This is a genomic window from Trinickia sp. HAY1-2D (assembly GCF_056754935.1).
In genome coordinates, this window is sequence record NZ_JBPGWX010000001.1 from 55,323 (window position 1) to 67,324 (window position 12,002).

7 protein-coding genes are annotated in these 12,002 nt (G+C 62.3%); 5 read left to right on the top strand and 2 right to left on the bottom strand.

Annotated features, from left to right (window positions below; genetic code table 11):
• The first annotated feature begins 47 nt into the window (after positions 1–47).
• Positions 48–1,007, top strand: coding sequence for a nucleoside hydrolase (locus ACR9ZC_RS00305; protein ID WP_481578652.1), 960 nt, complete (start codon positions 48–50; stop codon positions 1,005–1,007).
• Between the two features lie 652 nt (positions 1,008–1,659).
• On the top strand, positions 1,660–3,306 hold the full coding sequence (locus ACR9ZC_RS00310; RefSeq protein ID WP_481578653.1) for a collagenase: 1,647 nt from the start codon (positions 1,660–1,662) through the stop codon (positions 3,304–3,306).
• Between the two features lie 16 nt (positions 3,307–3,322).
• Here the strand turns inward: ACR9ZC_RS00310 and gmd are convergent, their stop codons facing one another.
• Positions 3,323–4,357: a GDP-mannose 4,6-dehydratase gene (gene gmd / locus ACR9ZC_RS00315; protein WP_481579669.1), complete on the bottom strand. Its 1,035-nt coding sequence runs from the start codon at positions 4,355–4,357 to the stop codon at positions 3,323–3,325.
• Between the two features lie 47 nt (positions 4,358–4,404).
• Positions 4,405–5,481, bottom strand: coding sequence for an acyltransferase family protein (locus ACR9ZC_RS00320; protein WP_481578654.1), 1,077 nt, complete (start codon positions 5,479–5,481; stop codon positions 4,405–4,407).
• A 323-nt stretch (positions 5,482–5,804) separates the two neighbouring features.
• On the opposite strand from ACR9ZC_RS00320, the gene ACR9ZC_RS00325 reads away from it, so the two are divergent.
• From ACR9ZC_RS00325 to ACR9ZC_RS00335, 3 genes are read left to right on the top strand one after another with little or no spacing between them, the layout of a single operon-like run.
• Positions 5,805–8,048: a hypothetical protein gene (locus ACR9ZC_RS00325; RefSeq protein WP_481579670.1), complete on the top strand. Its 2,244-nt coding sequence runs from the start codon at positions 5,805–5,807 to the stop codon at positions 8,046–8,048.
• Positions 8,049–8,062: 14 nt separating this feature from the next.
• Complete coding sequence (locus ACR9ZC_RS00330) at positions 8,063–9,529, top strand: oligosaccharide flippase family protein (RefSeq protein ID WP_481579671.1); 1,467 nt, start codon at positions 8,063–8,065, stop codon at positions 9,527–9,529.
• Positions 9,526–11,934 (top strand): glycosyltransferase family 4 protein, encoded by a 2,409-nt coding sequence (locus ACR9ZC_RS00335; RefSeq protein ID WP_481578655.1) that lies wholly within the window; start codon positions 9,526–9,528, stop codon positions 11,932–11,934. Before ACR9ZC_RS00330 ends, ACR9ZC_RS00335 begins: the two co-directional genes overlap by 4 nt.
• Positions 11,935–12,002: the final 68 nt, after the last annotated feature.

Consider the following 12,002-nt stretch of genomic DNA (forward strand, 5'->3'; position numbering starts at 1 on the left):
CTCGGGAGCGGGCGATCGATTGACGGATGCCTTTTCCCTAAAGATCGATGAAACATAAAGTCATCTACGATACGGATCCAGGCATCGATGACGCGATGGCGCTCGTCTTCGAGGCGCTGCATCCCGACATCGAACTGCTGGGCGTCACGAGCGTGTTCGGTAATGCCGCGATCGAAACGACCACGCGCAATGCGCTCTATCTGACATCGCGTTTCGCGCCGGGCGTGCCCGTCGCCCGCGGTGCGGCGGGGCCGCTTGAAGGCAATGCGCCGACTCCGCTTCCGGCGATACATGGCGACGATGGGCTCGGTAACATCGAGGCGCATTTGCCCGATGGCTGCCGCGCCGATGCGCGCGCTGCGTCCCGGTTCATCGTCGATACGGTGAAAGCCCATCCCGGCGAGGTGACGCTGATTGCCGTTGGGCCGATGACCAACCTAGCGCTCGCGCTCGACGAAGAGCCCGCCTTGGCTTCGCTCGTCAAGCAAGTCATCGTCATGGGCGGCGCGTTCGGCATCGGCGGTGTCATGGGTAACGTGACCCCGGCCGCCGAAGCGAATATGCATGGCGATGCGCAAGCGGCGGACCGTGTGTTCGGTGCCGGGTGGCCCATCGTTATCGTTGGGCTCGATGTGACGCAGCGCACGGTCATGTCCACGGACTACCTCGCGCACTTGCGCGACACGGGCGGAGAGCCCGGACGTTTCGTATGGGATATCTCGCGGCACTACGAAGTGTTTCATCGCGCAAGCGAAGGAGTCGCCGGCATCTACGTACATGACGCTTTGGCCGTCGCCTATCTGCTCGCTCCACAATACTTTCAAACGCGCAATGGGCCGGTACGGGTGCTGACCGAAGGTATCGCCGCGGGACATACGATCCAAAAACCCGAGGGGATGCCCGTTCCCGCGCCTGACTGGGACGCAAGGCCCGCGTGCACCGTCTGTGTCGATGTGGATAGCGACGCAGTATTGGCGCTTTATCGGCGCACGTTGTGCCCCATCTGAACGCCGCCCATGCCGCTCCCCGAAAACACTCACCTTTAGCGCCGCGGCCAACCCCGCGCACGCGCACACGGCCCCGTCTAGCGGGGCTTTCGCGGCACGATCCGCTTCGTTTTTCCTCTGCTCCCGAAAACGCTCACCTTCCGTGGTGGACGACGCCATTGGCTATCGACATTCGCAGCTATCAGGTCGAGCAGTTGTTTCCGCGCCGCGCGCTCAATAGAGTGAATCGGACTTGACGATCGGCGAACGCGCGCCGAACCGGACAACGACACCGATTGCCGTGCGACAGCCGAGCGCTCGGAGCATGCGCAAAGCGCTGTCTCTCGACCGCCACGGTAATGGGACAGGAGACAAAGCGCATGGAACGTCTTTTATCGGCCCTTCGCGGCGGATTGCTCTCGCTCGCCCTGGCAATGAGTTCAGTAACGGCGCTGGCCGCACTAGGTCCCGGCGCGCCGATCGACACCCGCAGCGGACGTAGTGGCGCAAAGCTACCTCCGATGCCGCGCCCGCCCACGCCCTTGCCGCGCTCGCGCGAAGAGTGGCTTTTCGATCTGGCGCCGTCCGAACGGTTGCGTCCCGAACTGATGACGCCGGAGATGCGGCGCCGCGCGAGAGCGAAACGGCAGGCGGGGGCGAGGCGTGCCCATCGATGGACGCGATGGCGGGCCTGCGTGGCGAAGCGCTGGCCGAGCGGGTAGCCACGCTTGCCGACTCGACCTGTGCGAATGCGTTCTTCGAAGCCACCCGCGAACAGGCCCGGCAGTTGTTCAACGACGAAAATCTGAGGTCTGTCGCGACGCGTTTCGCGACCGAGGGTGCGGCATATGGGCCCGGCAATCGCGCCCTGTTGAACCTGACGCTCTTTCTAAGGGCTGCTTACTATCTGGCGAACCAGGGAACAGTACCGCCGCTTCCTGCCGATATGACCAGCAGCTTGCGCCCTGTCATCACGCGAGTACTGACGGGCAATGCGATTCTGCTCCCGAACCCGAGCGCTGCGACGAGCGCCGGTGAGCTCATCACGCTCGTCGTCAATATGCACGACGAATCGGCGTACCTGCCGCTCGCGCGGCAATGGGTCACGCGCTTCACGAATAGCGCGCAGTCTCCGGCAATCGCCGGTTCGCTGGACGAGCCCGGTCTCGCCTATGCGTTCACAGCTATTCTCAAAGTGTTTTACTTCGCGCACTATCGTGACGACGCGGCGCAGATCGTTGGAAACGACCCTTCCTATGCGCTCGCGTTATACGGCTTCGTCAAAGCCAATAAGCGCGATTTGCTTGCCGCGCGGCACGCGGGCTACCTGCTCAATCAGGCGGCGAGCGAAGCATTTCGCTTCGCGACCTATCCGAGCCTGCTGCCGACGATCAGACCGCTCATTCAAGACGCGCTGGCCGACTCGACGATGGCGGGGCCGGACCGTCTCGTTTGGCTGGCCGCGGCGCAGGCCGTTCAGGCTTACGACGCCGATCATTGCAGTGTCTATGGCACGTGCGGGTTCGAAGGGCCGCTGGCGGACGCCATCCTCCCGCGGCGTTATCGCTGCGCGAATGGGGCGATTGCACTGCGCACGGCATCGCTGACGCCGAGTGAGGCGGATCAGGCGTGCACCCTCATGCGGAAAGAAGCGCCTCATTTTCATGAAATGTTGCGTACTCATGAGATTCCCGTGGCCGATGATCACAATACGACGCTCGAGGTTGTTGTCTTTTCGGATAATGGAGAGTACGAGAACTATTCACCGGTACTGTTCGGAAACGATACGGATAACGGAGGCGTCTATTTGGAAGGCGACCCCGCGGCACCGAAAAACCAGGCGCGCTTTATCGCGTTCGTGGCAACCTGGTTGAAGCCGCATTTCGAAATATGGAATCTACGGCACGAGTTCGTCCATTACCTGGATGGGCGATTTGACCTCTATGGCGATTTCGAAGCGTCGACGAACGTGCCGACGGTCTGGTACATCGAAGGGCTCGCCGAATACATCTCGCGAGGCAACGACGACCCGGAATCGATCGAGGCGGCGAAGACCGGGCGCTACCGGCTCAGTGAGATCTTCGCCAACACCTATACGATGGACGACTATGTGAGCCGGGCCTATCGTTGGGGATACATGGCCGTGCGCTTCGTCTTCGAACGGCATCCGGAGGTGTTGTCGACGATTTTGCCGATGTTTCGTAACGGAGACTACGCGGCTTACTGGAGCTATATGTCGGGTTTGCCGTCGCAGCTGGACGGGGAGTTCGCCGAATGGGTGCGCACCGCGACGGCCGACGGCACCCCGGATGACGATTGATCGCGCTCGAGCGCGTTCATGCCTGGGCGACGCGCGCGATATCGGCCTCGACCATCATCTTGCAGAGCGCCTCGAGCGACGTTTGCGCATGCCAGTCGAGCTTCTCGCGTGCTTTGTCGGCGCAGCCGATCAGCAAGTCGACTTCCGCCGGGCGGTAGAACTTCGGATTGACCTCGACGAGCACCTTGCCTGTCGCCACATCGATGCCGCGCTCGGTCTCCTCGCGACCGCCCCATTCAAGTTGATAGCCCGCCGCGGCGAACGCGATGCGCACGAAATCGCGCACGGTCTCGGTGCGCTGGGTCGCAAGCACGTAGGTGTCGGGTTCGTCCACCTGAAGCATGCGCCACATGCCTTCGACGTATTCGCGCGCAAAGCCCCAATCGCGTTTCGCATCGAGGTTGCCGAGCTCCAGCTTGTCGAGCTTGCCGGCCTTGATGCGGGCAACGGCATCGGTGATTTTGCGGGTGACGAATTCGAGGCCGCGCAGCGGAGACTCATGATTGAACAGGATGCCGCAGGCACCGAAGATGTCGTAGGACTCGCGGTAGTTGATCGTCGTCCAGTGAGCGAACAGCTTGGCGACGCCATAGGGGCTGCGTGGATAAAACGGCGTGCTCTCGACTTGGGGGATGGCTTGGACCTTCCCGAACATTTCCGACGTGGAGGCCTGGTAGTAGCGAATGCTCCTGTCGACGATCCGGATTGCCTCGAGCAGATTGAGCGCGCCGATGCCCGTGACTTCGGCCGTGGTGACCGGCTGATCGAACGAGACGCCGACGAAGCTCTGGGCGGCCAGATTATAGAGTTCGTGGGCGTGCGTGCGTTCGAGCAGCCTGACGGTCGAGCCGAGATCGGTCAGATCGTGTTCCACGAGCGAGAGATTGGGATGTTGCTCGATGCCGAGCTCGGCGATTCGCCAGAAATTGACCGAGCTGGTCCGGCGATAGGTGCCGACAACTGAGTAGCCCTTTTCGAGTAGAAGTTGCGCGAGGTAGGCGCCGTCCTGCCCGGTTACGCCGGTGATGATCGCTTTGCGCGCGGGGTTCATCGGAATCATGGAAGTGCTCCTTTTACGTGTAATCCAATGGACGCCGCTTAATCACGGGCCAGCGCGACAGACGAAAGACCCGACCGGCGCTTTTCGCCGCGCACGAGGCGTTTCTCGAGCAGGAACCAGCTCGCGGTTGCGAACGCGAGCGTGAGCGCCAGCGCCGCGAGCGCGCTGGAATACTTGCCGTAATTGAGTTTCCACATCAGGCCGATGAATGTCACATGCACGAGATAAACCGTGTAGCTGATCGTGCCGAGATAGACGAGAACGGGGTGGGAAAGCACCCGCGTGACGATGCCGCGGCTGCGCAGGGCAAGAATCACGACCGACGTGGACAGCACGAGCGTCAGGCTGTAGAGCCCCGCATTCGACAGCGGCCGATTGGAGTCGCGGATGTCCGGATAGTGGAAGTGCAGCCATGCCAGGATGGCGAGCGTACCGGCAAGCATGGCCCATGCGGCCCAGCGGAGCTGTTCCGGCAACTCGGGACGCCGGCGCATCAGTACTGCGAGCAGCGCGCCTGCGCAGAGCAGGTCCATGCGAAACGGGGTAAGAAAATAGATGGGCCAGAACGAGCTGAAGAGTGGTGTGGCGGCCGCGCGCAGAATCGGCGCGACGATAATGCCGGCAGCGGCGACGATGCCGAGCGTGCGCTCGGAGACCAGCAGGACCACGATCGGCCAGACGAGGTAGAACTGTTCCTCGACCGCCAGCGACCACAGCACACCGAATCCCGGGTTGCCCGAATCGCCCAGCGATTGCCCGATATTCGTGGCGAAAAATGCGTACCACCACCACTGCTTGAGCCAGCCGAGGCCGAAGAGCAGCGACGACAAAATCAGCAACAGGATGTACGGCGGCAGAATACGCTTCGCGCGACGTGCGTAAAAATAACCGAAATACGATTGATTGCGCGATTTTCGATCGACCAAAATACCGGTTATCAGGAAACCGCTGAGCACGAAGAAAAGATCGACGCCCATCCATAGGGAAACGCCGAACGCGTGGTTCATGAATACCGCGAGCACGGCGACGGCGCGTACGCCATCGAGCGAGACGATGCGCGCGTGCGGACGGGCGATATCGGCTTGGGGCCGATGAGGCGTGAGCAACTCAGACATGGGTATCCTTGCGAATTCCCTTCGCCGGCGCACATCCCCGGCTTGGGCCAAAAAAGTCCGCCCCATTCTGCGGAAAAAGAAATTGACGAAAAACCACTGATCGTGCAGCGGATGCCTGCCGACCGGAGCAGGGCCGATTCCATTCGAAATAAAGTGCCGCATGGCACGGCGCGCGCCCAATGGGCACGAGAATTTTTTGGAATTATTTGCGCGTTTCCGCCAAATAGTTTGTTCGTACGCTAGCGGTCGGCTCTCTCTCGAATTCAAGGAGGCATTTCGTGCGTGTTCTGTCTCGCGCGGCGCTTTTCGCCGTCGCCCTCGGCATCGGCGCGGTCGCAGGCCTGTCCGCGTATGCGGCCGACGAGGACAACGATAACGTCCTGCCTGCGGTCACGTCATGGATCGGTAACACGTTCGGTTACGGCCACGGCATGTGGACCCAGATCGATATCACGTCGATCGCGGTCTCGCCCGACGGCAAGGTCTACACCAATTCGCCTTGGGACGAAAGCGGCGCCGAGGCGAGTGTCTATCAGAACGGCAAGCAGCTCGAATTCGCGGGCGGCACGCACGGCTGGGGACGCGCGGGCGGCGAGGCGGTGGCCATCAACAGCCGCTATGTCTTCGTGGGCACATCGGTCGGCAACGAGCGCGGCAAGCTCGTTGCCGAGGGCGTCTGGCCCCCAACCGGCGAGCATTGGTTCGGCATTTCGCGGCGGGAGCTTGCGAGCGTCAAGAAGACGGTACCGTTTCGCGCGGTGGCGCGCGCGGACGCGCACGGTCAGCTTGCAGCTGGCTTTCTTCCGGTCAACCGCGTGTCTTCGGGCACCAAAGCGCCGATCTATGGTTTAGCCGCGAGCGAGACGACTGTCTACGCGTCCAATACCACGCACGACGAAATCGACGTGATCGACGCGGAATCGATGCAGCAAAAAAGCGCGTGGAAAGTTCACGAACCGGGGCGGATTGCCCTCGCGCCGGACGGCACACTGTGGGTGCTGACGGACAGCCTAAGCGGCCCCGCACCTCGTCTCGCGCATTACACAGCCGACGGTAAGCCGCTCTCGGACAAGGTCGCGTTGCCGCAGGACGCCACTCCCGTCGATATCGCCGTCGACAAGAAAGGGCGCCTCTATGTCGCTGACAACAGTTGGCGTCAACAGGTGCTCATCTTCACGGCATCGCATCCCGGCCAATACGAGCTGACCGATACGTTCGGCGAGCGCTACGGCATCTGGGCCGGCAAGCCGAGCGAGCAGGGGCGGCCGGGGCCGCTGCGATTCAATGGCTTGACCGGCGTCGGTGTCGATGCGGGCGGCAACATCTATGTCTCGATGAACGGAGTGGGCCCGCAACTGGGCTCGACCGGCGCGGGGCTCGGCGCCTCGCTGCAAAGCTACGCGCCCGACGGCAAACTGCGCTGGCAGGTCGATGGGCTGCTTTTCGTGGACGGTGCCTGCATCGATCCGTCTCGTCCCAACAGCGTATTCACGGGCAACAAGCGCTTCGAACTCGACTGGTCGAAGCCGCCCGGGCACGAATGGAAATATGCCGGCTTCCTGTCGAACCGGTTCAAGTATCCCGAAGATACCGTCTTCCATATGGATCAATGGCCCGGCACGCCGATGGCGCGACAGGTGAACGGCAGAACGTTCCTCTATCTGACGGACATGTACGCCGATCACCTGAAGATCTATCGCTTCGATCCGGCGCACGACGGCGAAACGGCGATCCCTTCGGGCTTCATTGCTGGCCGGCCCGGTCCGGTGCACGCGATCACGACTGCGCCGCCGGGCGGCGAATGGATCTGGCGCAATACCAATGGCGACGGCAAATTCAATCCGCAGGAGTTCCAGCGCAATAGCACCGACGAGCATCTAGCGGGGGGCTGGGGCTGGTGGGTCGATGCGAAGGGCGACATCTGGCGCGCGAACGACACGCGTATTCATCGCTTGCGCTTCGGCGGCGTGGACCGCTCGGGCAACCCGATCTACGCGTACGACAAGATGACGACCTACGCGATTCCCGCGCCGTTCAAAGTCGTGAAGCGCGCGGTCTACGATACGAGGACCGATTCGCTTTACGTCACCGGCTATACCGACGACGCCATGCCCAACAGCAACGACGTGCCGAAAGAGATCGGCCGCGTGCTGGCACGCTACGACGGATGGTCGACCGGCAAGCCGGTCCTGCGCTTCAAGACTCAGTTGCTGTGGCAGCCGCAGGGCAAGGAGCGCCGCACGCTCGTCAGCGTGACGCAGGAGGGCGACTACGTTTTCGCCGTCGAGTTCATCGGCATCGTGCATGTATTCGATCGCAATACCGGTGCGCAGATCGGCGTCATCAAACCGGGACCCGAAGTAGGTAATGCCTCGGGGCACGTGGACGTCGCGAATGCCATCAGCGCGTATAAGCGTGCGAATGGCGAATACGTCGTATTCGTCGAAGAGGACGCACGCGGCAAGGTGCTCATGTACCGCTGGACGCCCGCCGCGGGCCAGAAGAGCCAAGGCGGGAAGAAAGGCGCGAAGGATCAGGCAGCCGGCAACGGCATCGGCGAGGGCTAATGACTGGGCATTCGATGGATAAAGGCATGCTCAAGAATGTCGCGATCAACTTTTTCGGGTTGGTCCTGCCGACATTCGTTTCACTGGTGACCGTGCCCAGCTACATCAAGCTGCTCGGTGTCGAACGTTACGGCGTCGTGAGTCTCGTGTGGACGTTCATCGGCTATTTCGGCGTGCTCGATCTCGGCATGAGCATGGCGGCGCAAAACCATATTTCGAAGGCGCGCGCCTCCAATGACGAAGGCCAGAGCGCGCTCGTTTTCTGGAGCGCTTTCTGGCTCAACCTCATCACCGGGATTGCCGGCGGCGTCATCATCTATATCGGCGGTTATCTCTATACGGCGTATTTCACACATCTGGCGCCGCTGATGCGCGCGGAAGTCATACATGCGTTGCCGTGGCTCGCGCTGGCGATTCCGATTGCCAATGTTTCGTGGGTTTGCGCGGGCGCGATCAACGGCGCCGAACGCTTCGGCGTCTTCAATACGAATCAGACGCTCGGTACGTTCCTCTTTCAGTTGATGCCGCTGGGCGCCGCCTGGCTTATCGCGCCCACGCTGCCGAACGTGCTGGCCGCCGCCGTGGTCGCACGTGCGATCGCCGCGCTGCTGCTCGCGCGTGCGAGCATGCGTGTGCTCGATATCAAGCGCGTGATGATGCCGAGTCTCACCGTGGCCAAGGAGCTCTTCCGCTTCGGTGGATGGATGCTTGCGGCAAGCATGGCCATCATGGTCGGCGATACGCTCGATCGTGTATTGCTGGGTGCCGGACTCGGCGCGCGCTACGTGACCTATTACACGGTGCCGCAAAATCTGGTCACGCGACTGAACATGCTGCCGACGGCCTTCGTGCGCACCCTTTTTCCGCGCTTGTCCGCCGTCGAGCGCGACCACGCCGACGAACTCGTGCGGCAGGCGCTGGAAGTCCTGAACGCGTTGTTCACACCGGTCATGATCGTCGGCATGCTCGCGCTGGGGCCTTTTCTGAATCTGTGGGTGGGCAGCGAGCTCGCTGCCGCATCCGTGAACGTGGGGCGCGTGCTCATCATCAGCGTCTGGCTCGTGGGGCAGGCCGGTGTGACGCGTCTTCTCATTCAATCGCAGATCGATCCCGCGCGCGCAGCCTGGATCGGCATCATCGAGCTACCGTTTTTCGCCGGCATTCTGATGCTGGGTATCGCGCATTTCGGTCTGACGGGGGCCGCCGTCGTCGTGGTCGGTCGTTCGCTTCTTGACTATGGCGTGCTCCTTTATCTGTCTCGAATCCGTGCGCGACAGATCCTGTTCGACATGCTCGGACATCTGGCGTTTCTCGTGGTGGCGGGCTACCTCTCGCATGAGGTGACGAATCTGGCCGCGCTCGTCGTATTGGCGGCGGGATTGTGCCTGCTGAACATGGTCTGGTCCATGACGACGTCCCCCTCTCTGCGCAACATGGCGCGCGCGCTGTTGTTGCGAGTCAATGCAAGGAGAAGCGCATGAGCGACGAAACCCTTGCCGCCGCGGAAACCGCCGCATTCGTACCCGCAACACAGCCGCGGCGCCTCACGCCGGCCGTCGTCACATCGCACATACCGCGCGTTGCGATCGTGCACGATTGGCTCGTCACGTATGCGGGCGCCGAGCGCGTGCTCGAACAGATCATCGCTTGTTTTCCCGATGCCGATCTCTACAGCCTCGTCGATTTTCTCGACGACAGGCGGTTCGTGCGCGGCAAGCATGCGACGACCTCGTTCATCCAACGCATGCCGTTCGCGCGCAAGCGTTATCGGGCCTATCTGCCGTTGATGCCGCTCGCGATCGAGCAGCTCGATCTCAGTGCGTACGACCTCGTCATTTCGAGTTCCCATGCGGTGGCAAAAGGCGTGCTGACCGGGCCCGATCAAATCCATATCAGCTACGTCCATTCGCCGATCCGCTACGCGTGGGATCTGCAACATCAATACCTCGAGCAATCGCATTTGACGCGGGGGCTGCGCTCGGCATTCGCGCGCCTGGTGCTGCATTACATTCGAAATTGGGACATCCGCACGTCGAATTCGGTCGATCATTTCATTTCCAATTCGGAATTCATTGCGCGCCGGATCAAGAAGGTCTATCAGCGCGACGCGCAGGTCATCTTTCCGCCCGTGGACGTCGATGCGTTCGAGCTCTGCGAACAGAAGGACGATTTCTATCTGACCGCATCGCGGCTCGTGCCGTACAAGAAGATCGACCTGATCGTCGAAGCGTTTTCGCGCATGCCGGACAAAAAGCTCGTCGTGATCGGCGATGGGCCGCAAATGAGCGTCGTACGTGCGAAGGCCGGCGCGAACGTCGAGGTCATGGGCTTCCAGCCGTTCGATGTGCTTCACGACCACATGCGCCGCGCGAAGGCGTTCGTTTTCGCAGCGGAGGAAGACTTCGGTATCGCTCCGGTCGAAGCGCAGGCGTGCGGCACGCCCGTCATCGCTTACGGCAAGGGCGGGGCGCTCGAAACCGTACGCGATTTGTCGCAAAGCCGGCCCACCGGCATCTTCTTCCACGAACAGACACCGCAGGCCGTGATCGCGGCCGTCGCTGCCTTCGAGCGTGAGCCACGCCGGTTTTCGCCGCGCGAGTGCCGCGCGAATGCCGAACGCTTTTCCGCCTCGAACTTCCGCGATCGCTTCACCGCTGCAGTCGAGGCGATGTGTCCCGGAGCGACACGTCGGGGTGCGGCCGGCATTGCCGGCGCTGCGGTACCTTCAACGAAGATCCTGGCGATCGATCAGACGGGCGTGCTCGGCGGTGCCGAGCTTTCGCTGCTCGAATTCGCGCGGCACAGAAAAGAGAGTGTCGATGTCGTGTTGTTCGACGATGGACCGTTTCGCCGCGCACTCGCGGATGCCGGCGTGAATGTCGACGTGCTCGATGCCTCGCGGCTGCGCGGCATGTCGAAACAAGGCGCGCCGACGCTCCGCTCGCTGACCGGGATCGCCTCGCTCGTACGCGAAACGGTCCGGCGCGCGCGAAACGCCGACGTCATTTATGCCAATACGCAACGCGCGATGGTCGTCGGCGCGATTGCGGGCGTCATTGCGCGCCGTCCCGTCGTCTGGCATCTGCGCGACATCGTCAGCGCCGAGCATTTCGGCCGGATGCAGCGCATGACGATCAAATGGTTCGGCAGGCTCACGCTCGATCACGTCATCGCCAACTCAGCCGCATCGGCTGCGGCGTTCGTGCAACTCGCGAAGGTGCCGCTCGAACGTGTCGACGTCGTATTCAATGGCATATCGGAAGCGCCGTTTCGCAAGCATGACAACACGCCGCAAACGGTGTTGCGCGAACGCCTCGGTCTGCCAGGCGATGCATTCATCGTCGGTTCCTTCAGCCGCCTCGCGCATTGGAAAGGACAGCACGTGCTGCTCGAAGCGGCGTTGCAAGATCCTCAATTGCACGTCGCGCTCGTCGGCGCGCCGCTTTTTGGCGAGGACGCCTACGAAGCGGCGCTCAAGGCTTTCGTCGAAACGCACCGCATGGCCTCACGCGTGCATTTCCTCGGGTTTCGCGACGACGTGGCCGCCTGCATGCGTGCCGTCGACGTGATCGCGCATACCTCCATCGCTCCGGAGCCGTTTGGCCGCGTCATCGTCGAAGGCATGCTGGCGAAGCGGCCGGTCGTGGCGATGCGGGCGGGCGGCGTCACGGAGATCATCGACGACGGCATGAACGGCCTGCTGTGCGAGCCTGACAGCGCGGACGCGCTTTCGTCCGCCATCACGCGTTTGCGCACCGATGAGCAATTGCGTGCACGGCTCGTCGACACGGGCTACGACATCGCGCGCCGCAGGTTTGGCACACGCACCTACATCGATGGCGTAAGCCGTATTCTCGCGGCTCACGCCAGGCGGCGTACGGGCTGAGCGGCGCGCTCAATCCACGCTTTGGCTGGCAGCAATCTCACGCCTTGCCCCGCATTGCCGGGGCGAGG